Raw genomic sequence first — 22,043 nt, forward strand, 5'->3', positions numbered from 1 at the left:
TATCACATCCAATCCTTCTGCGTTGGATTATACCGGCTTACATCTTTAAATACAGTAGAAAACAGTTCTGCGCTCCCTTTGTCATTTGTTGCGTAGTTTTTAACCGCATCCAGTTCAATCAGTTTTTCTACGAGATTAGTTTTTCGGTTTTCTACATTCCTTACGGCTTCTTTAACGGTATTCTTATTGAGTGCATCTTCAATCAGCGTTTGTAAATCTTCCTTTGTGTGTTTCTTCATATAATCACTAATATCTCCCTTCTCTGGCACTTCCGGCGGTATAATCATGGTTGCAGTTCCTACCGTATTTAGTAATGCTGTAATACGCTTTGCATCCGCAATCCCGGCACTGTCGTTATCTCCAAATACCGCAAATCTACCACCTTTTAAATATGGTAATAAATCTTTTTTGAAAGTATTTGTACCCCCACAAGTGAAACTGATACAACCATTATTCCATAGGCATTTAGTGTCTTTTTCGTAAGCGTCAAATAAAATAGTGGATAGAAAAATAACCACCAGCCGCTTATACTAAAGGGGCAGTGGTTATCTTATCGGCACCGTTCCTGTACCATGGGATCCCATGGCAGATAGTCATCCAGATATTCCGGATTCTCAAGAAATCTACTCCCCGGCATATCTGACAGGATATATTTCAGATACTTCATTGGCACAAGACCATTTGCTTTGGCTGTTTCTACCAATGTATAAATTCCGGCACTTGCGGTGGCTCCTTTCGGACTGCCTGCAGACAGCAGTTTGGATTTTGGAAGTTCTGAGACGGCATTTTTTTCCACCCATGACCAAAAAGCCTCGAGAAGAGGCTTCTCGCGGATAAGACGTTCTTTTTTCTTTTGATCAGGCAGCAGTTCCTCCAGTTCTGCTTCTATATCAAACAGCTGGTTCAGCCAAAAAACCGCTCCCGCAGGTTTGGATGCTTCAGGGGTATGGACTTCCTCAGGAAGCGCACCCACAAATGCCCGGCGCAGATGGGTATAACAAAGACATCTTTTTACACCTGGGATTCCATTGTATCCGGAATAAGCATCCGGATGGATGCAGCCGTTATACCCGTCCGGAAATGCTTCCGGATATTTCCCACTCCGTCCCGGCTGATACTCGAAATACCGGATGGGAGTTTCTGCATTTTTCATGCTGCAGTAAACCCACATGTAAGAATCCGATGTATTCTTTCTCCCTGGTTCTTTCAGCACCTGTACACGGGTCTCATCGATATGCAGGTAATCCTGTTTCAGCAGTTCCTGCTTCAGGCGGCAGACCACATGGGAAATCCAGTCCCGAAAGACGACCAGAAGCCAGTTTGACATGGTCGCTCTGCCCACCAAACTGTACTTCGGTACGGACGAATTCTTCTCCAACCCTTACCATGGAGTTTCCGCATTTTTCGCAGACCTGTTCACTTTCATCTATGGTGTGAAGTACTTTGCTGTGCGGAAGGCCTTTGATGAGTTCTTCGCGCTGGCCGACATATTTTCTTTTGCGGAGATGTTTCTCAACTTCAACCAGTTTTGGTTCTTTTGCATTGGGGTCTGCAAAATATTCCGTCTCATTAAAAAGAGACATCTGTCCGTCAATATCAAGGGCGGATGTCTTTTCAGACTTTGTTCCATTAAGCGGAGATTCTACTTCTGGTTTCATGGTGAGAAGCAGCGTTGCCTGGGCAGGGATTTTTTTAACTGGCTTCCTGCCATTCCCCGATATGCTATGTATAAGTCAATTCTGCGTTGCATGAGCAGATAGAATACTGCCCGAAAAAAGAACATAAAAAAAACCTCCAAACTCTAAAACAGGTCTGGAGAGTGTCTGTTAAGTTTTTTGGGCATAGCAAAATCACCCACCATAACACCGTTTTTTTATATGGTGGGCGTTTGCCTTAAAATCTTATAAAACAAAACAGAGCCAGCGAACGGTAATTTCTCACTTGTTCATCAGCTCTGTATCTTTATCCATGTCTTTGCTATATTTCTTCTATGTATGTGAAAATTTTTGTTATAACTTGCTGCGTTTATGTTTATTCGCAGACGTTTTAGTAATCTACTCCTTTAAAGATATATGACCTGCAAAATGATTACTCGTTATTTTTCATTCCCATCATCTTTACTTTTTTCATTCCTAATCAATCCATGATAAAACAGCATAGCACAAACTGCTGATGTTGTACCTGTCGCTGTCTGGTCTAAGTGAATGTCATGCATATTACAAAACATATTGATTACCATTAAAGCAACCAATACCACCGCTGCTACAGCAGCTCCTTTTAATAAATGTTTCATAGCTCCTGTTTCCTTTCCAAAATAAATTTATGTACTGCAAAATAGTATACCAGAGAAAACAGCAATTCTTTCAAAACAGTCATGAAACGCCCTAATTCATGAATAAGTGCGTTTTTCTTTTTACAGAACACGCACTTATTCGTCATTTTTGCAGGGGGAGTTGATATAAAGAATGGTATAAGGTATAATCAGGGAAGTAAATATCGAAAGAAGGAATATATTGAAATGCTGCTATCTTTTTTTCGGCTTTCCCTTGCTATCCGCAATGTATGGCCTCAGCATATGAACTTCAAAGCGTTTAGCGTACTTTATATACTGCTGTTAGTTGCTGGAATGCCTGTAACGCTCCTCGCCTGTGTTCCATACGGTTTGTTCGGTATTCTGGTGGCGGTATGTATTTATGGGTTGCTTGCTTGCCGTGACACTGCGCCGCAGAATGTTTTTATGGGTGTGATTGGATGTATGCTTGCCGTTGTAACAGAGAATTTGCTGGCAAATTTTCTTTATATGCTGATTCCCTCACCTTTATCAAATCAGTGGTATTTTTCTTACGGCATTGATTTGATTTATACTTTGCTGTTTTATTGGATAACACTGCTTTGTGGCAAACTGCTGAAAAAAATATTCCTGTCTGGCAAAGGCATTTTGCGTCTTCCGCAGACATGGTATGTGATAGATGCTGCATTACTGCTCCTTATAACCATCTATCTGTTTGATAATTTGATTCCAGGACAAAACGGCTCTATCGGCAAAATGATATATAATAATGCCTTACATATTTCGGGGTATATGCTTGTGATGTGTTGTTTACTTCTGGCTATGCGCCGCTCTTATCTGGAACGGATACAGACCGAAGCAAAGCAGAAAGCTATGCAGGACTTACAGGACTACACACGGAATTTAGAAGCTATGTATAACAGCCTGCGCTCCTTTAAGCATGATTATGTTAATATTCTGCTCTCTTTATCTGGTTATATTGAAGAGGGTGATTTGGATAGGTTAAAGGATTTTTTTGAAAGCAAAATCTTCCCAACGAAGAATCTGATTACGGGGGAAGATTATAAACTGAACCAGCTTAGCAATATCAGTGTGTTGGAAATCAAAAGCCTGCTCTCAGCAAAAATGATTTACGCCCATGAATCGGGGATTGACGTCACCATTGATATTCCCGACAAAGTGGAAAGTTTTCTGATAGACACGGTAGACCTTGCCAGAATACTGGGAATCTTTTTGGACAATGCGATTGAAAGCACATTGGAGACAGAACAGCCGCAAATAGGCTTAAATATCATCCAGAATAAAACTGGCGTATCAATCATCATAAGCAACCGCTTTCGGGATAGCGGTCTAATGCTGCATAAATTAAAGCAAAAAGGCTTTAGCACAAAAATCGGGCATCAAGGAATCGGGCTTGAGAATGCCCGGAAAATCATCAGTTCTTATGACAACGTGCTATTAGAAACAACAATGAAATGCGACTATTTTACACAACATATAGAACTTACTGACAGAAAGGAATGACATCATATGTTGGATATCTTTGTATGCGAAGACAATGCCGCACAGCGGCGGACTGTTGTAAATATCATTCAAAATACTGTTCTGATAGAAGGATTAGATATGCAGCTTACTTTAGATACAGGAGACCCTTATATGTTGTTGGAAAAAATCAGGATCAGCCAGAACACAGGCATTTATTTCCTTGACATTGACTTGAACAGCAGCATGAATGGAATGAAGCTGGCACAGCAAATCAGATTGTATGACCCCCGTGGTTTCATCATATTCATAACAGCACATTCAGAACTGAGCTATATGACTTTTCAGTATCGGGTAGAGGCGATGGACTTTGTATTAAAAGACAACCCTGCCGAAGCGAAAGTGAAACTCAGAGAATGTCTGTTAAATGCAATGGAACGGCATACGCTCCAAACCAACAAAACACATAAAGTCTATACCCTTGAAGTTGGCGGACGAAAAATCAGCGTGGATTATGAGGATATTTTATTTTTTGAAACTTCCAGCAATATCCATAAAGTCATTCTCCATACAAAAGACCGCCAGATTGAATTTCCCAACACATTAAAAGAACTAACAGGCGTATTGGACAGCAATTTTGTGCGTTGCCATCGGGCATTTTTGGTAAACAAAAATAATATAAAAGAAGTTGACACTAAAAATCGAATTATCCATTTTGCCAATGGAGAAACTTGCCTGATGTCCACACGCATGATGAAAGGGCTTTAAAGCAATTTTCAATACTGTCATCTTCACATTGAAATTGTATTGTCTGACGAAAATAAGGGTGAGGTTTTCCCCACCCTTATCTTTTACATTTGAATAATTTCCTCGTTCACAATCTCCCTTGCACACGCCCTTATGTTGTTGAGCCGTCCTGTCCATTCTAAGGCGTTTTCTTCCTTTAGACGTTCCGTTATGCCCTGTGCCTGTTTCATGCCCTCTATGAGCCTGTGGGAGCGTTTCTGTGCCTGCCTGTCGATGTCGGCAAGGCAGGCGTTAAGCCTGCCGCTTGTGAGAAGATTGGTGTATGTAACCTTGCAGTACTGCTTCAGATAGTCCAGATGCCGCTGTCCCCATATGCCTGTCGGCTGTTCTTCTTCGGCGGGTAATCGTAAATCTGGAATAAAATATCCATTTTCTTCATGATATGTGCCGTCTAACTGTTCAAATAGCGATTTTATCATTTTGTAATTCCTCCAAACAAGATATTCACTCCACATATTTGTGGATGCTGTCTTAAACACATTTTTTGAGTTTTATCCTTATCTGGTTTCATTCATGTGTGCGTACCACAGAAGAGGATGTAGATGCGTTTGTGGAGCTACTTAGCGAACGATTGATCAGGGAATTGCGTAAAAGAGATTGTTCTATCGTGGCTTTGGCCCATGACTGCGGGTTATCTGACCGCGGCTTAGGCAAGATAATCTATAAAGATGTAGGGGATGGGCTTCGATTGTCAACCGTATTTAAAATATGCCGAAAAGTAACCGCTACCCTCATTTTGGATAACGTTTTCTCTTAATTAACGGCTTTCACATCACTTTTCTTTAGAAACTTTTACACCTAACAGAACATTTACTATCAGGGATACTAAGAACGCCATAAATAAAAATCTTTGTTTTTTCAAAGTTGTGCGAAGAATTTCAGTCGCTAAATTTTCTTGCTTTTTCATCATCTTTTACCACCTTTCCTTATTGATATTGAAATTATCTCATGAAAAAAGAATTTATAAAAGCTCATTATTGGTTCAATAACAGGTCAGTTATAGACACTTTATGGACACTTATTCACCCGAAAAATCCACCATATCTCCAAATCACTTAACGAATTACCGCTTATGCGTTTTCCTGATAATCCGCCGTACTTCTGATGTTTTCATGCAATGTATATTTCTGCTGCCTGTCACATCATTTACATAGCCCTTTTTCAGATAGATAAAATATCCCTCGTCTTTGGTATAGGATAAATCTTCTATCATTTCATAATATTTTCCTGGCACTTGCCACTTTTCAAGCATCCGCTCCTGTTCCTCACTAAAGCCCTGCTTTTTCTCTGCCATTCTGCTTGTACCGTCCGCAAGGTCATTACAGACAAGCATATAGAGATATTCATTGACACTTGCCTCTATTTCAGAACATATTTTCTTTATTCTGTCCTTTTCGCCTTTGGGAATAACAAAGTTTATTCTGTCGTAATGCTCTTTGATATGCCGGTTCTTATACGCTGTTCTATCCATGAAAACACCGCCCTTTTCTTAATAACCGCATTATACAAAAGTCTTACGCAAGACACAAGGTTTTTGCGCTCTCGTTTGTGTGCTACTATTCAAAATTCAGCACTTTTTACCACAATTTCAGAAAACGCAAGCATAAAGAAAACCCCTGAAAATACCGGACTTTCAAGGGTTTTATAATATCTCTTTTTTGTTTGGAATTATCGCTTGCTGAACTGCGGAGCACGGCGTGCTGCTTTGAGACCGTATTTCTTTCTCTCCTTCATTCTCGGATCACGTGTGAGAAATCCTGCTGATTTCAGAACCGGTCTGTAGTCTGCGTCTGCCTGCAGAAGCGCTCTGGAAATACCGTGACGAATGGCACCTGCCTGGCCGGTATATCCGCCGCCCTTTACATTTACCTTAACGTCAAATTTATCAACGGTATCTGTTGCCACCAGCGGCTGGCGCACGATAACCTTCAGAGTCTCCAGACCCAGATAATCGTCAATATCTCTTTTATTAATCGTAACCTTGCCAGTTCCCGGTACCAGGTATACTCTGGCAATTGATTTTTTTCTTCTTCCTGTTCCGTAATACTTTGTATCAGCCATCTTTTTCTACCTCCTGATTAAAATGTTAATGCTTCTGGTTTCTGAGCCTGATGTTTGTGTTCCGGTCCTGCATAGACGAATAATTTCTTATACATCTGTCTTCCCAAAGGTCCTTTCGGAAGCATTCCCTTCACAGCAAGTTCGATGACTCTTTCCGGTTTGTCTGCTAACATCTCTTTTAATGTGGTCTCTTTCATTCCGCCCACATATTCGGAGTGATGGTAATAAATCTTCTGGGCTAATTTCCTGCCGGTTACTTTCACCTTGTCCGCATTGACAACGATTACATAGTCCCCGGTGTCCATATGAGGAGTAAAGATGGGTTTGTGTTTACCCCTTAATACTCTTGCTACTTCTGATGCCAAACGTCCCAGTGTCTTTCCTTCAGCATCAACTACGTACCATTTTCTTTCAATTGTTGCCGGGCTGGCCATAAAAGTTTTCATCGAATGTTACCTCCTGGAATTTTACAATGTTACTCTGATATCCGGATGCCGTCCAGAAAATAGTAAGAAATTCATCCGAACTATCCTTTTCACACCATTTACATTTTTCTTTGTACATCAAAGCCAAAACGCTTCGCCGGAGAAAGGCTTGCATTTCTCACTTGCCATACTGCTCTATTATATTACAGAGATTTTCCGGTGTCAATTCCTTTTTTGGAATTTCTATTCTGAAACTGTAACAGTTCATTACTGTTTACACCCTACGGGTGTTCCGGTAACGGCATCCGGCCATTTAAAGTCACCTTCGGTGAGGGGCCGGATGCCCGGCAGCCACTACTTCTCTGGCCGGACACCGTGCAGCGTGGTGCACGGTGCCGTGTGAACAGCAACAACAGTTCAGCCCACGCCCCTTTTAACAATCCTCAGACCGCCTGCAACGCAGGCTATCCGCTGCTGACGCAGCTCCTGTCTGAGGCTTAGGGGGCGCTCCGCTCATAGCCTGTGTCCTGTGCTCATTCATGCGAGCATGATTCACACAGAAACAGGCTATGGCTGAACTGCTGTCTAAAATTTCCCTACCTTAAACTTCCGAATCAGATCCCGCAGAGATTCTGCCTGAGCGGTCATCTCCTGACTGGATACGGCACATTCTTCGGAAGTCTCCGAATTGGTCTGTACTACGTTGTTAATCTGGTCCACGCCATGGTTAATCTGTTCCACTGCGCTGGCCTGTTCCTTCGACGCCTCCGCAATCAGATTTACTTTTCGGATAATGGTTCTTGCTCCCTGTACCACATGCTGAAGCTGTTCCGCCGTCTCATTGGCAGTATCCATTCCGCTCTTTACCGCCCGCACAGATTCTTCAATCAATGTCGTAGATTCGGTAGCCGCCTCCGCACTCTGAGCTGCAAGAAGAGATACCTGATCTGCAACCACCGCAAATCCTTTTCCCGCTTCTCCTGCCCGCGCCGCTTCAATGGAAGCATTCAAAGCCAGCAGATTGGTCTGGCTTGCAATCTCATTGATTGTGGCAATAATTTTACTGATTTCACTGGAAGACTCTCCAATCCGGTTCATGGATTCCACCATTTCCTGCATCTTTCCATTGCTGTATTCCAGATCCTGTCCCACCCGCTGGACTTCCCTGCTGATATCAATAGCTTCCTTTGCATTTCGGTCAATCTGGCCGGAAACATTTTCAATCGTAGCCGAAAGTTCCTGGGTAACGCCCGCCTGCTCGGAGGCGCCTTCTGCCAGGTCTGTGGAATTTACGGAAATTCTCTCGGAAGCCTTTGTCACCTGATTTGCCACGGACTGGACGTTTTTCACCATATCCGCCATATTTTTCTCAAAATGCATAAAGGAATCTTCAATTCCCATAAAATCCCCACGATACTCCACATTGGCCTGTACGTCAAAATTTCCCTGGGAAAATTCTTTCATGGCCCGGTCAATATCCTCCACATAATCCCAGAGCCTTCCGATTGAACTTCTCAGAGCATGGGCCAGTTTACCGATTTCATCATCATTTCTGTATGTAATTTCCGTGTGAAGATTTCCTCTGGACAGATCAATGGCTGCTCCTTCAATTTCTTTCAGAGGCACCACAATGGTATCCACAATCCGATTTCCCACTTTCATGGCTGTAAAAACAGCAAGGCCCAGAATCAGCACCATAATCACAATAACCAACACAATTGTTCCTTTGACTGTGCTTATGGATGCTTCTTTCTGCAGATTGGTGGCGGCATCAATCTCTTTCGCAATTTCCACCGCCTCCCGGAGCATGGGGGTACATTCTGATACAATCAGTCTGATTCCTTCTTCTTTGTTTCCCGACTCCAGCTCTCCTATAATACGGTCGCCCATTTCCATCCAGCTGTGAATGGCGTCCTCATACTCCTGATTTAACTGGCTGTGAATAGCGTCTGATGCTTTCAGGTCCTTCAGCGCCTCTTCAATCGCTGCCATTCCTTCCTGCACATTTCCTTTGTATTCCTTAAACAATTCCGGATCATCGCTTAATGCCATTTCCCGAATATATCTTGCAGAAGTATTTGTCTCAATTCTGCAGTTTTTCACAGCAGTATCGGCGGCCTGGTCTCTATTAATATAAGAATTCATTTTTCCCTGCACAAGGAAAAGCCCCACAATGGCGCAGACTGTGATAATGACCATCAGACCGATTACCATACTGTATCCATACTGCAGCCTTTCCTTTATCTTCATCTTATCCATTTTTTTCAGCATGATATTTACGCTCCTTTCTCTTTTGGCCTTTTTTACAGACAATTGCGAAACAATTAAATTATCAAAATTTCATGTACAATTTCTGCACTTTCCATGAAATATTTTCATCATACAAAAAGGCCGAAATACATTTCTCCATCTTTTGTATGAGAAAATATTTGCATTCAAATTGCATATGAAATTTGTATAATTATTGAGTTTCGCAATTACCTGCTGGCATTTTTGCTGAATCAATTTATACAGCGGACGTTACACAATTACAAAAATTATATCTGCATATATTTCAAATTTCAATATCTTTTTTTATTTTCTTCTTCATTTTCTTCTGAAATATCGCTTTTATACACAATACCCAGCATGGTAAGCCCATGAGCCGGAGCCGTGGGCCCCGCCCCGCTCCGGTCTTTCCGCTCCAGTATTTTCGGTATGGCTTCCGGCAGCAGTTCTCCAACTCCCACGGAAATCAGCGTACCTGCAATAATTCTTACCATATTATAGAGGAATCCTGTTCCCGTTACCCGGATGGTAATGATATCCTCCGGCGATTTTTCCACCTGACAGGACAAAATCCGCCGCACGGTATTCTCCATCTCTGTTTTTGCGGAACAGAAGCTCCTGAAATCATGCTCGCCCACCAGGGAATCCGCAGCCTGCTGCATTTTCCTCACATCCAGATTACGATAATAAAAATAAGTATCCCGCCGCAGGGTAGGCACCGGGATTCTCCGGTTTAATATTTTATATTCGTAAGTCTTTTCACTGTAGCACCGGCGGGGATGGAAATCCTCTGCCACCTGACAGGAGCTTTGTACCACAATGTCCTCCGGCAGCCTCTGGTTCAGGGCAAAACAGATTTTATCCGGAGGAATTCTGGTCCCGGTGTCAAATACCGCCACATTTCCCAGAGAGTGCACGCCGGAATCCGTCCGGCTGGCTCCGGTCACCTGAATGTCCTCTCCAAGGAGCTCTGACAGGGTGCGGTTCAGCACTTCTTCTATGGTAATTACACCGGGCTGTATCTGCCAGCCGCAGTAAGCTGTGCCATCGTAGGCAACCACAAGTTTGATTCGTTTCACAATACTTCTCCTGCCGGGTAAAACCCGCTTCCGATTCTAAAATTTTTATAGCAATATCCTCAGCAGCAGGACACCTGTGAAATATCCCGCCATCACCAGATAAGCAGCGCCGTCCCTGCCCGTATATTTCAGCGGATTCATTTTCGTCCGTCCTGCTCCGCCCCGGTAACAGCGGGCTTCCATGGCCAGTGCAAGATCATTGGCCCGCCGGAAAGCGGAAATAAACAAAGGTACCAGAAGAGGCACCATAGCCTTTACTCTCCGAATCAGATTCCCCCTTTCAAAGTCCGCCCCTCTGGCAAGCTGAGCTTTCATAATCTTATCTGTTTCCTCAATTAAAATGGGAATAAACCGCAGAGCGATAGACATAATCATGGCAATTTCATGTACGGGAATCCGGACTTTATTCAAAGGCCTCAGAGCCTTTTCCAGTCCGTCCGTGAGCTGATTGGGCGTGGTGGTCAGTGTCAGCACGGAACTGCCCAGAATCAGAAAAGTCAGGCGGACTGCCATAAATCCGGCGCTTGTCAGCCCTTCCTCCGTAATACGGAATATCCAGAAGGACACAAGGGGTTCCCCCGGCGTCAGAAACAGATTGAACATTGCTGTCATAATCAGAATCACTGCAATGGCTTTCAGGCCTTTTACCATGTACCGGAAGGGCACATGGGACAGCTTAATCAGAGCAATCAGACCCAGGGTAACCGCCGCAAGTCCCGCCGGCCCCCGAAACAGGAACAGGGAAAGCACATATACCAGCGTTCCCATCAGTTTTACTCTGGGGTCCAGGCTGTGCAGAACGGAATTGGAAGGATAATATTGTCCGATGGTAATATCTCTTATCATAATCTTTTTCTCATAATCTTTTTCTCATAATCTTTTCAGAATATTTTCCTGGAATCTCAGTTCAAATCTTATTGTGTCCCCCTTATCATCTTCTCCGCTATCTTCCCTGCTGTTCCCTGCTGCCGCCCGGCCAGAACCTGCAAAATGGAATCCTTCGCTTCCTGAATGGTAATGGCGTCCACATTGACCGGAAACCCCCGTTCCTGCAGTTCATGCATAAGATATGTGACCTGAGGAGCTCCAAGGCCCACCGCCTCCAGTTCCCGGTAATGGCGGAACACTTCCTGAGGGGTACCGTCAAACAGAATACTTCCCCGATTCATCACAATCATGCGGTTTACATAATTCGCCACATCTTCCATGCTGTGGGACACCAGAATCACGGTCATTTTCAAATCCCGGTGCATGGCTGCCACCTGATTCAGAATCTCATCCCGGCCCCTGGGATCCAGTCCCGCTGTGGGTTCGTCCAGAATCAGCACCTCCGGTTTCATGGCAAGGACTCCGGCAATGGCTGCCCGGCGTTTCTGGCCTCCCGAAAGTTCAAAGGGAGAACGGTACCAGTATTCCTCCGGCACCCCCGCACTGCGCAATGCAGTGAAGGCCCGAAGTTCAGCTTCTCTGGAAGTCAGACCCATATTTTTCGGGCCGAAACACACGTCCGCAAACACCGTACTCTCAAAAAGCTGATGCTCCGGATACTGGAAAACAAGACCTGCCTTGCCCCGCAGTTCCTTTCTGTCATAATCTTCCTCGTAAATGTCCCGGCCATTGTAGTAAATCCCGCCGGAAGAAGCCCGCAGCAACCCGTTCAGATGCTGAATCAGCGTGGATTTCCCGGAGCCGGTATGGCCGATTAATCCGATAAATTCCCCGTCCTGGATTTTCAGATTAATATCTTTTAAGGCCTGCGTTTCATATGCGGTTTTCTCACCGTATACATAATTGACTTTATCTAATATAATTGACATAATGCTTCCACCAGCTCCTGTCCTGTGAGAATCCCTTCAGGTATCATCACCCCCGCTTTTCGCAGCTCATGTGCCAGCAGGGTAATCTGGGGCACATCCAGGCCATATGATTTCAAAGTATCCACCTTGGAAAAAATTTCACGGGGCGAGCCCTGCATAACCACTTTTCCATGATCCATCACATATACTTTGTGGGCACGGATTACTTCTTCCATGTAATGGGTAATCAGAATTACCGTCATGCCCTTTTCCCGGTTCAGCCTTTCCACCGCATCCAGCACTTCTTTTCTCCCATTTGGATCCAGCATGGCGGTGGGCTCATCCAGCACAATACATTTGGGCTCCATGGCCATGACTCCCGCAATGGCCACCCTCTGTTTCTGGCCGCCGGAAAGTTTGTTGGGAGAATGTTTCCGCCAGGAAAGCATTCCGGTGGACTTCAGGCTGTTTTCCACCCGGCTGTGAATTTCTCCGGAAGGAACCCCCAGATTCTCCGGCCCGAAAGCCACGTCTTCCTCCACCACACTGGCCACCATCTGATTATCAGGATTCTGAAATACCATCCCGGCAATCTTGCGGATTTCCCACAGATACTGCTGATCCCGTGCGTCCTTTCCGTCAATCCGGAGGGTTCCCTCTCCGGCCTGCAGCAACACGTTCAGATGTTTGGCCAAAGTGGACTTGCCGGAGCCGTTATGGCCCAGAACAGCCACAAATTCTCCCTGTTTTATGTCCAGATTCACACCGTCCAGGGCTGTGAGAATCCCCTCCACATTGTCGTCCTCGTCACGCCTGATATATTCATATACTAATTTTCTGGCTTCTATAAAATTCATGGGTCAGTCCTCCCAGTTCAGCCGGTGAAGTTCTCCCTGCAGTTTCAGATGAGCAAACTGATTCTGCCGCAATGCTTCATACAGGATAATTGCCGCGGAATTGGATAGATTCAGGGAACGGGTATCTCTCAGCATGGGAATCCGCACGCAGGTCTCCTGATATTCCTTCAGAATCTCTTCCGGAATTCCGGCGCTCTCTTTCCCGAACATAATGTAGCAGTCCGGCTCATAATGAACCTCCGTATAAATCTGACGGCTTTTTGTGGTGGCCATATAAATTCTGACTCCCGGATTCTTTACAAGAAAATCCTGCCAGTTGATATACCGGGTCACATCCAGTTCTTTCCAGTAATCCATGCCCGCCCGCCGGAGGGCCTTTTCCGTAAGCTGAAATCCCAGCGGTTCAATCAGGTGGAGCCTGGTTCCCGTAGCCGCGCAGGTACGGCCGATGTTTCCCGTATTGGCCGGAATTTCAGGCTCATAAAGGACAAGATTCAGCCCGGCCATCAGGAATTCCTTTCCCGCAGCTTCCGGATAAAGGACTCCATCCGGTCCAGCGCTTCCTTCAGGCTATCCAGAGAGTAGGCGTAGGAAATCCGCAAAAATCCTTCTCCGCAGTCTCCAAAAGCAGTTCCCGGCACCACCACCACCTTTTCTTCCTGCAGCATTCGGGTGGCAAATTCTTCGGAGGTCATGCCGAATTCCTGAATACAGGGGAAGGCATAAAAGGCTCCGTAAGGCTCAAAACATTTCAGTCCCATTTCCCGGAACCTGTGCATAAGATACCGGCGCCTTCCATTGTATTCTTCCCGCATGGCCGCCACATCCTCGTCTCCGTTCCGCACAGCGTCCACAGCCGCATACTGGCTGGTGGTGGGGGCGCACATAATGGCGTACTGGTGGATTTTCAGCATCTGTTCCAGTATGATTCCGGGAGCGCAGGCATACCCCAGACGCCAGCCCGTCATGGCATAGGCTTTGGAAAATCCGTTAATCAGCACGGTGCGTTCCCGCATACCTGGCAGGGAGGCAATGGTCACATGATCCCGTCCCTCCAGATAAGTGAGTTCTCCGTAAATCTCATCGCTCAGTACGAAAATATCATGCTTTTTAATCACTTCCGCAATGGCTTCCAAATCCTTCCTCTCCATGACGGCTCCCGTAGGATTGTTTGGAAAAGGCAGCACCAGCAGCTTTGTTCTTGGCGTAATGGCGTCCTCCAGTTCCTGGGCTGTGAGCCGGAAATCATGTTCCTCTTTTAAATTGATAATCACCGGAACTCCGTTGGCCAGTTCTGCGCAGGGCCCGTAGGAAACATAACTGGGCTGAGGCACCAGAACCTCATCTCCGGGATCCAGCATGGCGCGCATGGCAATGTCTATGGCCTCGCTGCCGCCCACCGTAACCATCATTTCCGTATTATAATCGTAAGATACCTGGAACCTCCGCTCCAGATATTTTGCAATTTCCATCTTCAGTTCTTTTAATCCCGCATTGGAAGTATAAGACGTCTGCCCTTTTTCCAGGGAATAAATTCCTTCATCCCGAATATGCCAGGGCGTGTCAAAATCCGGTTCTCCCACCCCCAGAGAAATCACGTCTTTCATCTCCGCCGCAATATCGAAAAATTTCCGGATTCCGGAAAAGGGAATTCCCACAATGCGTTCTGATAAGGGATTTCTCATTAGCTCACCAACATCCTTTCATCTTCCCTGGGTTTTGCAATCACGGTACCATGGTCTTTGTATTTCTTCAAAATAAAATTCGTCTTGGTACTCAGCACAGAATCCAGCGGAGAAAGTTTGTCGGACACAAACTGAGCCACCTCCCGCAATGTTTTCCCTTCCAGCGTTACCAGCAAATCATAGCCGCCGGAAATCAGGTATACCGCATTCACTTCCGGATAGTTATACACCCGCTCGGCAATGCTGTCGAATCCTCTCCCTCTCTGGGGCGTTACCCGCACCTCTATCAGGGCGTTTACTTTCTCAATACTGGTTTTCTCCCAGTCAATCAGGGTGTGGTATCCGCAGATAATCCGCTCCTCCTCCATGGCCGCCATTTCATTTGCCACAACTGTTTCATCCACCCCCAGCATAATGGCCAGCTCTTTCAAATCTACTCTGCTGTTTTTTTCTATAAAGGTTAAAATTTTCTCTCTCATCTCCATACCTCCATCCTTCCTATACCACTTTGTAGAGCTCGTCGGTTTTGGGCGGCTCCAGAAATCTTTTTTCTTCTTCATTCAGCAGAATACGGTCGTTGCCGGATACCGCCTTACCAATCACCGCCCCGTGGATTCCCCGTTTTTCCAGTTCTCTCACCAGCGTATTTCCGTCCGGCGACGCCATCAGCATACATCCGCTGGAAATCAGCTCATAGGGATTTATATTGAAAAATTCACAGATTTCTATGGTTTCCTGCTTTACAGGTATTTTTTTCAAATCTACTTCCAGTCCGACGCCGGAGCTTTCCGCCAGTTCCCAGAGGGCGCCGAAAATCCCTCCCTCTGTCACGTCATGCATGGCGCTGACGCCGGACTTCATGGCCGCGGCGGCCTCCGGCAGCACCGACAGATACCTGTCGAATTCCTGGGCTGTTTTCACCAGTTCTGCCGGGTAGCGGGTCAGAAGCTCCCGCTCCTTTTCCTTTGCAATGACAGAAGTTCCCTCCAGGCCAATCCATTTGCTGACCAGAATGTCATCGCCCGGCCGGGCTCCTGATGTAGACACCAGCTTTCCGTTTTTTGCTTTTCCCACGCCGCAGACGTTTACCAGCGGCTGTCTGACAGCTCTGGTGACTTCCGTATGTCCGCCCATAATCTGCACCCCGGCCTGAGCACAGACAACTTCCATCTGGCCCATAATCTTTTTCAACTCCCCTTCTTCCGATTCCTCCGGCAGAAGAATAGTGAGCATTACGCCCACAGGCTCAGCCCCCGCTGACGCCAGATCATTCATGGTAATATGAATGGCCAGATTTCCGATATCTGTGGTAGTCCCCGTTATGGGATCTGTGGAAATTACAAAGACCTCGTCTTCTTCCAGTTTCACTGCGGCGCAGTCTTCTCCTACGCCGGCTCCCAGCACAACTTCTTTTCGCTTTGTATGGATTTGTTTCAGTACGGAACGTTTCAATACGCTTTCCGGAATTTTTCCTGCCTTCATGTCCTCAACCCTTCTGACCACGATAAGGCTGTCTCACTACTGAAACAGCCTTATCGTTCACTATGCTATCTTCGATTATTCTTCGTCGTCCCCGGTATCATCATCTCCGTCGTCTCCGCCGTCATCGTCATTTTTTTCTTTATCTTTGTCCTTATCCTTGTCTTTATCCTTATCTTTGTCTTTATCCTTATCTTTATCTTTGTCTTTTTCCTGCTCCTGCTGTTGCTGCTGAGCCGCCGCTGCCGCCGCTGCATCTGCCTCAGCCTGCTGCTGGGCTGCCACTGCCGCATCATTCCACTGAGCCGCTGCTGCATTGATAGCCCCTTCATCCTGAGAACCAATGGCTGCGTTCATGGCATTTACCGCGTCAGGACTGGCGGAAGCTGTTCCCACTGCCACAATTCTGGGAGAAGCCTTATAAGTACTCTTATTAAAAATCTCCCTGCTCTGTTCCACACCGTTTACTGTGACAACTTTCCACAACTGAGCCGTATATCCGGTATGGGAAGACTGGGTCTGGCTCATGTAACCGATGGGCTGTCCCGGAGCCGCCTGATACTGGGTTCCCGGCTCTGTAGTGGACAATGTTTCGCTGACAAAACTGATTTCCCGGCCGGGATCTCTGGTTTCCTCTCCGAAAATATTAAAATAAATGGACCTTCCGGAGGTATAACCCTCAATATAAATGGGGGCTTTTGTATTATTGACAAATTTTAAATCCTTGTATGTTCCTGCAATAGCCGCGTCAGCAGAAGGGTCCACATAACTTACAATCATGGAATGATTGAACCGCTCGGTCACTTCCAGCTCTGCACGGATTACCGCATTGTACAGGGTGGTGGATACCTGACAGATACCGCCGCCATATGTTTCCACTGTGGTTCCATTCTCATAGGAACCTGCCAGTTCATATCCGTTTTCCGCATCAAAGGGGCTCACCGCCTCATATACGGAGAAGCTGTCTCCCGGATAAATCACGGAACCGTTAATCCTGGAAGCTCCGTTTTCCACATTTTTGGAACGTCCCGCACCGGAACTTGCATAAGAAGTGCTGAAGCCGCCCAACAGGTCTTTTACCTTGCCAAGTTCCTCCTCGGTTCCCTTCGGGTCCACCACGTCCGCTGCAATCTCAACGCTTCCGGATTCCCCTTTCCACTCCAGAGAAAAATATTTCTCCAGAATTTTCACAGATTCCTCCACATTCACAGTAACGCCCTGGCTTCCCGGAATCACCGTAAAGGAATTGTTTTCCCTGGTAAGGCCTGCGTTTTCTGCTTCCGTATTCAGCAGTTCCGCATTATTTTCCAGAACCTTTTCCACCATCTGTGTGTCTACCTGAAAGGCCAGTTCATACTTCTTATCTTCATTTTCCAGATCCTTCATGGCCTTATAACGGGTAATCAGATTACCGCTTTTGCCCAGAGATACCGCTTCCGTTACGATATCCGGATTCCCCCAGGAAATCCCCATCTGGGAAACAGGTACCTGCACGGTATTCTTACCGGCCTGAAGGGTAACGGTTTCACTGTTCAGTTCATCCACATACTCTTCCACCGCCGCTTTGGCTTCTTCCTGGGTCATGCCGCCCACAGCGATATCACCAAAATACACACGGCCAGGAATAGTATCCGTCTCTTTTGTCTCCGCATCCACCGGAACCGTAATGACTGCAACCAGTGTCAGCACCAGAGCAGCACCGGCAACGGAAAGATACTTTTTCCAATTTCTTTTCATAATCTATTCTCCTGCTATCCTGCTTCGTTAAATTTCTACCTTTCTCATTCTATCACACAAAAATGCAATTTTTCAAGGTACGAAACCACGAATTTCATTGACATAATACCGCTCTTTCTGTATATTATGAACAGGTGAACAATTATACAAATGCAGAAAGAAATACGGATATTACCATAGACGCCACCAGAATCAGAGCGACAACTGCGGCAAAGGTTTTTTTCGTTTTCGGATTATTAAAATTCAACATCAGGTTCACCTCCATTTTTATATTGTAATTATTTCCTGAATAAAAAGAAAGGACGTATTATGGGACTCCCGATTATCCTTGGATGGACTTTAATCTTTATGCTTGTAGTTTCCTGGAAACGCCGGAAAGCAAGCCACGGCGACCCGGAGCTTGCATTCTGGGAACGCGAGAATGCTGCCAACGCCACCAGAAAGCAGGACATTTCCAGCCTGAACTATGTGGATTTTACCGGCGTCGCCCTGCCCTTTGCCCGGTTCCAGGATGATTTTCTGAAACAGTGCGAGGAACAGGTGCTGAAACTGAAAGATGAAAAGATTCTGAATCTCACCGGTATCAGCAACACAGAGCTGAAATTAAACTACGGGGCCGCAAATTTGCCCCAGCTGACTCAGTACGACCAGAATTTTACCCTGCTGGTGCGGACCCTGAACTCCTGGGGCCATCGTCTGCAGGAGCTTTCCCATCCGGAAGAAGCCACCTCGGTACTGGCATTCGCCGTGTCTGTGGGAAGCGATATGAAAGCCACCTACCAGCTCCTGGCCGAGCTTTATCAGCAGGCGGGAAATACAGAGGGTATCCGCACCATGCAGCGCAGCGCCTCCTGCCTGAATTCTCTGATGAGAGAACCCATTCTGTCCATGCTTGACCATATGGCTGCACCGGAACTTCCCGCTTCTTCCGGTGAATCCCTTCCCGGATAACCGTATACTATTCCGGAATCTTTCCATAAGCTGCCAGAATCCTGTCTGTGATTCTGGAGGCCTCATTTCTGGTCAGGCTGTCCAATTCCACCTGCAGCTTGATATTATGCCAGCGGGCCAGTTCTTCCAGATGTTTTTTCTGCCTGGAAGAAGCCGGGCCCTGCTTTTTTACTTTATAAAGCAAAGGCCGGGGCCGGAATGATTCCGGCTCCTGGGCTTCGAACCTTTCCTGTAAATATCGGAACAATTCTGCCGTAGCTTTAGCGTCTTCCAGGGCCCGATGATTCCGGCTCCTGGGAATCTGAAGAAATTCACAGAGATAATCCAGTGTTTTTTTCTCTGCTTCCGGCAGAAATTTCCGGGCCAGCTTCAATGTATCAATGCCTTCTTTTTCAAAAGTTCCGCCAGAATTTGCAATATGCTGTTTCAGAAAGCTGTAATCAAAGAGGATATTATGGCCCACCAGAGGCGCCCCTTCTGCAAATTCCTGAAATGCTTTCACCGCTTCTTCTGTTTCACAGCCCTCTCTGGCCATTTCACCGGTAATTCCTGTCAGCAGCGTGATTTCTTCCGGCAGTTCCATGCGGGGATTCACCATACGGTGAAAGGTACGGTTCTCCCGCCCTTTTTCCACTTTTACTCCGCCAATCTCCAGGATTCGGTCTGTGCGGGCTCTCAGCCCGGTCATCTCCAAATCCACCACCACATAGCATTCGGGCATTCTCCCCTTCCTCCCCTCTGTCAGCGCTTTTTGTCATCTGCCCTGCACAAATCACTCAGAAAGCATTCGCTGCATTTGGGATTTCTGGCGGTGCAGATACTTCTTCCCAGGGTAATAATCTGGATATTGTATAAAATCCAGTGGTCTTTGGGAAGGGCTTCCATCAAATCATATTCCACTTTCACCGGATCTTCTTCTTTCGTCAGTCCCAGCCGCCTGGAAATCCGTTTCACATGGGTATCCACAACCACGCTGGGTTCATGGTACACATTGCCCCGGATTACATTTGCGGTTTTCCTGCCCACTCCCGGCAGAGAAGTGAGGTCCTCCAGGCGTTCCGGCACCTGACCGTCAAATTCCTCCACCAGTTTCCGGGCGCAGAGAATAATATTTCTGGCCTTATTATGGTAAAAACCAATGGAATGGATATCCTGTTCCAGTTCTTCAATATCCGCTGCCGCAAATTTTTCCAGCGTGTCATATTTCCGGAACAATTCTTCCGTCACAATATTTACCCTGGCGTCGGTGCACTGGGCGCTCATAATCACCGCAATCAGAAGCTGCCAGGGCGTGTCATGGTTCAGATAGCAGCGGTATTCCCGGCCATAGGCCTCATCCAGCCGGGCCAGGATTTCTTTTGTTCGTTTCGTCATAATTCCTCCGTATTTTTTAACAGCGCGTCTTCCGGCAGTTTCCTCACTCCGGCCTGCCTGCTCAGAGGATTTCGCTCCTCGTAGGAAAACAGCCAGAGCTGTCCTGCCGGCGTTCTGGGCGGATAAGCAGTAAGGCTTCGGTTCTTCAGAATTACTTCCATATCATACCAGAAAGGCTCCAGATGGGACATTTTGCCTTTTTTACAGTATTTCCGGGTCAGCTCCCGGCAGAGCGGCCGTTCTTTTGCCCAGCAGGGACGTGTCTTGCAGTTCTCCCGGTAATACAAATCAAAGATCAGGGTTTCCTGATAAAGCTCTGCATGTTCCCCATCCTGCTCCTCTGCAAATTCCAGCAGCAGTTCACAGCGCCTCATGCGAGAATGGCTGACTGCCAGCAGGCCCCGCTGTTCGTAGAACTTTCCCAAATCCAGATAGAGTTCCATGGGATTTTCCCAAATCAGCTCCAGGACCTTTATGGTCATCTCGAACTGGCCGCTGTTGTAATACACTTCCAGCATTTCTTCCACCAGCTTCAAATCCAGTATTTCTTCATAGGAAATCCAGTTGGTCGCCAGCACTTCATAAGGCGGATGTTCCCGGTAAAGTAGTCCGTATTTCTCCTGATTCTCCCCCAAAGGGGAGCCTTTCAGCACTTTCAGAAATCCGAGCTGAAGCTGCTGAGGTTTCCACCGGTATACCTGACAGAAAGATTCCCCGAACGTTCGGAAATCTTCTTCGGGCAGTCCTGCAATCAAATCCAGGTGCTGATGAATATTTCCGGCCTGCCCCAGGGCCCTGACCGCCTGCTCCAGCCGGTTCATATCCGTGGTTCGGCAGATTTCCCTGAGAGTGGGCCCGTGGGTGGACTGCACTCCGATTTCAAGCTGAATCAGTCCAGGCCGCATGGAAGCTATCAGTTCCAGTTCTTCTTCCGTCAGCAAATCTGCAGCTATCTCAAAATGGAAATTCGTCTTCCCGTTGTCGTGGTCTTTCAGATACTGCCAGATGTTCATGGCATGGCGATGGCTGCAGTTAAAGGTTCGGTCCACGAATTTCACCTGGGGTACCTGATGATCCAGGAAAAACTGCAGTTCCTGCTTCACAAGGGAAAAAGAACGGAACCGCAGTTTTTTTTCCACAGAAGAAAGGCAGTAGCTGCAGGAAAAAGGGCAGCCCCTGCTGGTCTCATAATAAATGATTCTGTGTTCAAAATCCTCCGGATGTTCATAACAGAACGGAAGCTCATCCATGGGCAGAATCTCCCGTTCCGGCGTCTGTTCCAGCCTGTGCGCCGGCGTTCGGAATATCAGCCCCGGTATCTGTTCCAGGGAAGACGCCCCGTTTCCCAGATAATAGCCGCACAGTTCCCGGAAAGTTCCTTCCCCTTCGCCCCGCATAACCCCGGTAACCATGGGATATTTCGAAAGGAATCCTTTTGCATCATACGAAACTTCCGGCCCTCCGGCCCAGATTGCCATGTCCGGCAGCAGCCGGTGCAAATCCGGAATCAGCTCCTGTACACAGGAAAAATTCCAGATATAGCAGGAAAAGCACAGCACATCCGGTTTCTGCCTGTAAATTTCCTGGAGAATATAATCTGTCCGGTGGTTGATGGTATATTCCGCAAGACTGATGTGTTCTTCATATTCTTTCGCAAAGGATTTCAGACTGTAAACCGCAAGGTTGGAATGAATGTATTTTGCATTGATGGCCGCTAACAGAATCTTCATGTTATTTTCCTCCGAAATCCCG

At 46.5% G+C, this 22,043-nt stretch carries 23 protein-coding genes and 1 pseudogene; 3 read left to right on the forward strand and 21 right to left on the reverse strand.

All coding sequences use genetic code 11. From position 1 onward, the window contains the following. Window positions 1–2: 2 nt before the first annotated feature. The 3 genes and pseudogenes from VSQ32_14560 to VSQ32_14570 all read right to left on the reverse strand — a co-directional run bounded on the left by VSQ32_14560 (window position 3) and on the right by VSQ32_14570 (window position 2,293). Window positions 3–518: a hypothetical protein gene (locus VSQ32_14560; protein MEH2944050.1), complete on the reverse strand. Its 516-nt coding sequence runs from the start codon at window positions 516–518 to the stop codon at window positions 3–5. Between the two features lie 32 nt (window positions 519–550). After that, window positions 551–1,634, reverse strand: a pseudogene (locus tag VSQ32_14565) (transposase). Window positions 1,635–2,095: 461 nt separating this feature from the next. Beyond that, window positions 2,096–2,293, reverse strand: coding sequence for a hypothetical protein (locus VSQ32_14570; GenBank protein ID MEH2944051.1), 198 nt, complete (start codon window positions 2,291–2,293; stop codon window positions 2,096–2,098). A 225-nt stretch (window positions 2,294–2,518) separates the two neighbouring features. Between VSQ32_14570 and VSQ32_14575 the strand changes: the two genes are divergently transcribed. Then, entirely contained in the window at window positions 2,519–3,814 is a 1,296-nt protein-coding gene (locus tag VSQ32_14575) for a GHKL domain-containing protein (GenBank protein ID MEH2944052.1), read from the forward strand. A gap of 6 nt (window positions 3,815–3,820) precedes the next feature. Further along, complete coding sequence (locus VSQ32_14580; GenBank protein MEH2944053.1) at window positions 3,821–4,540, forward strand: LytTR family DNA-binding domain-containing protein; 720 nt, start codon at window positions 3,821–3,823, stop codon at window positions 4,538–4,540. Window positions 4,541–4,623: 83 nt separating this feature from the next. Here the strand turns inward: VSQ32_14580 and VSQ32_14585 are convergent, their stop codons facing one another. From VSQ32_14585 to VSQ32_14655, 15 genes are all read right to left on the reverse strand, one after another. Next, window positions 4,624–4,998, reverse strand: coding sequence for a TnpV protein (locus tag VSQ32_14585; GenBank protein MEH2944054.1), 375 nt, complete (start codon window positions 4,996–4,998; stop codon window positions 4,624–4,626). A 353-nt stretch (window positions 4,999–5,351) separates the two neighbouring features. Then, window positions 5,352–5,489 carry a hypothetical protein gene (locus tag VSQ32_14590; GenBank protein ID MEH2944055.1) on the reverse strand — a complete coding sequence of 46 codons (138 nt, stop codon included), beginning with the start codon at window positions 5,487–5,489 and terminating at the stop codon, window positions 5,352–5,354. A 153-nt stretch (window positions 5,490–5,642) separates the two neighbouring features. Continuing rightward, window positions 5,643–6,050 (reverse strand): hypothetical protein, encoded by a 408-nt coding sequence (locus VSQ32_14595; GenBank protein ID MEH2944056.1) that lies wholly within the window; start codon window positions 6,048–6,050, stop codon window positions 5,643–5,645. A gap of 197 nt (window positions 6,051–6,247) precedes the next feature. Then, window positions 6,248–6,640, reverse strand: coding sequence for a 30S ribosomal protein S9 (rpsI, locus tag VSQ32_14600; GenBank protein ID MEH2944057.1), 393 nt, complete (start codon window positions 6,638–6,640; stop codon window positions 6,248–6,250). A gap of 17 nt (window positions 6,641–6,657) precedes the next feature. Then, window positions 6,658–7,086, reverse strand: a complete 429-nt coding sequence (gene rplM / locus VSQ32_14605) for a 50S ribosomal protein L13 (protein MEH2944058.1) — start codon at window positions 7,084–7,086, stop codon at window positions 6,658–6,660. Between the two features lie 564 nt (window positions 7,087–7,650). Then, entirely contained in the window at window positions 7,651–9,336 is a 1,686-nt protein-coding gene (locus VSQ32_14610) for a HAMP domain-containing methyl-accepting chemotaxis protein (GenBank protein MEH2944059.1), read from the reverse strand. 290 nt (window positions 9,337–9,626) lie between these two features. Then, the gene (truA, locus tag VSQ32_14615) at window positions 9,627–10,412 is read right to left on the reverse strand and encodes a tRNA pseudouridine(38-40) synthase TruA (protein ID MEH2944060.1); all 786 of its coding nucleotides are present in this window, start codon (window positions 10,410–10,412) and stop codon (window positions 9,627–9,629) included. 45 nt (window positions 10,413–10,457) lie between these two features. Continuing rightward, window positions 10,458–11,258, reverse strand: a complete 801-nt coding sequence (locus VSQ32_14620; protein MEH2944061.1) for an energy-coupling factor transporter transmembrane component T — start codon at window positions 11,256–11,258, stop codon at window positions 10,458–10,460. Window positions 11,259–11,326: 68 nt separating this feature from the next. After that, complete coding sequence (locus tag VSQ32_14625) at window positions 11,327–12,229, reverse strand: energy-coupling factor transporter ATPase (protein ID MEH2944062.1); 903 nt, start codon at window positions 12,227–12,229, stop codon at window positions 11,327–11,329. Next, window positions 12,214–13,065, reverse strand: a complete 852-nt coding sequence (locus VSQ32_14630; GenBank protein MEH2944063.1) for an energy-coupling factor transporter ATPase — start codon at window positions 13,063–13,065, stop codon at window positions 12,214–12,216. The genes VSQ32_14625 and VSQ32_14630 overlap by 16 nt, the downstream gene beginning before the upstream one ends. A 3-nt stretch (window positions 13,066–13,068) precedes the next feature. Beyond that, entirely contained in the window at window positions 13,069–13,572 is a 504-nt protein-coding gene (locus VSQ32_14635) for a tRNA (cytidine(34)-2'-O)-methyltransferase (protein ID MEH2944064.1), read from the reverse strand. Next, on the reverse strand, window positions 13,572–14,750 hold the full coding sequence (locus VSQ32_14640) for an aminotransferase class I/II-fold pyridoxal phosphate-dependent enzyme (GenBank protein MEH2944065.1): 1,179 nt from the start codon (window positions 14,748–14,750) through the stop codon (window positions 13,572–13,574). Before VSQ32_14640 ends, VSQ32_14635 begins: the two co-directional genes overlap by 1 nt. Continuing rightward, window positions 14,750–15,229 carry an Lrp/AsnC family transcriptional regulator gene (locus VSQ32_14645; protein MEH2944066.1) on the reverse strand — a complete coding sequence of 160 codons (480 nt, stop codon included), beginning with the start codon at window positions 15,227–15,229 and terminating at the stop codon, window positions 14,750–14,752. Before VSQ32_14645 ends, VSQ32_14640 begins: the two co-directional genes overlap by 1 nt. Before the next feature lie 19 nt (window positions 15,230–15,248). Then, a complete protein-coding gene (locus VSQ32_14650) occupies window positions 15,249–16,232 on the reverse strand; it encodes an AIR synthase family protein (protein MEH2944067.1) in 984 nt (327 codons plus the stop codon). Between the two features lie 75 nt (window positions 16,233–16,307). Continuing rightward, window positions 16,308–17,966 (reverse strand): VanW family protein, encoded by a 1,659-nt coding sequence (locus VSQ32_14655; GenBank protein ID MEH2944068.1) that lies wholly within the window; start codon window positions 17,964–17,966, stop codon window positions 16,308–16,310. Between the two features lie 309 nt (window positions 17,967–18,275). Between VSQ32_14655 and VSQ32_14660 the strand changes: the two genes are divergently transcribed. Next, the gene (locus VSQ32_14660; GenBank protein MEH2944069.1) at window positions 18,276–18,917 is read left to right on the forward strand and encodes a hypothetical protein; all 642 of its coding nucleotides are present in this window, start codon (window positions 18,276–18,278) and stop codon (window positions 18,915–18,917) included. Between the two features lie 7 nt (window positions 18,918–18,924). Here the strand turns inward: VSQ32_14660 and VSQ32_14665 are convergent, their stop codons facing one another. Genes VSQ32_14665 through VSQ32_14675 form a run of 3 tightly spaced genes read right to left on the reverse strand, consistent with a single transcriptional unit; the run spans window position 18,925 to window position 22,021 of the window. Next, a complete protein-coding gene (locus VSQ32_14665; GenBank protein MEH2944070.1) occupies window positions 18,925–19,638 on the reverse strand; it encodes a 3'-5' exonuclease in 714 nt (237 codons plus the stop codon). 20 nt (window positions 19,639–19,658) lie between these two features. Beyond that, on the reverse strand, window positions 19,659–20,291 hold the full coding sequence (gene nth / locus VSQ32_14670; GenBank protein MEH2944071.1) for an endonuclease III: 633 nt from the start codon (window positions 20,289–20,291) through the stop codon (window positions 19,659–19,661). Further along, window positions 20,288–22,021, reverse strand: a complete 1,734-nt coding sequence (locus VSQ32_14675) for a B12-binding domain-containing radical SAM protein (GenBank protein ID MEH2944072.1) — start codon at window positions 22,019–22,021, stop codon at window positions 20,288–20,290. Before VSQ32_14675 ends, nth begins: the two co-directional genes overlap by 4 nt. Window positions 22,022–22,043: the final 22 nt, after the last annotated feature.

The organism is Lachnospiraceae bacterium JLR.KK002 (assembly GCA_036941025.1).
GTDB lineage: Bacteria > Bacillota > Clostridia > Lachnospirales > Lachnospiraceae > Petralouisia.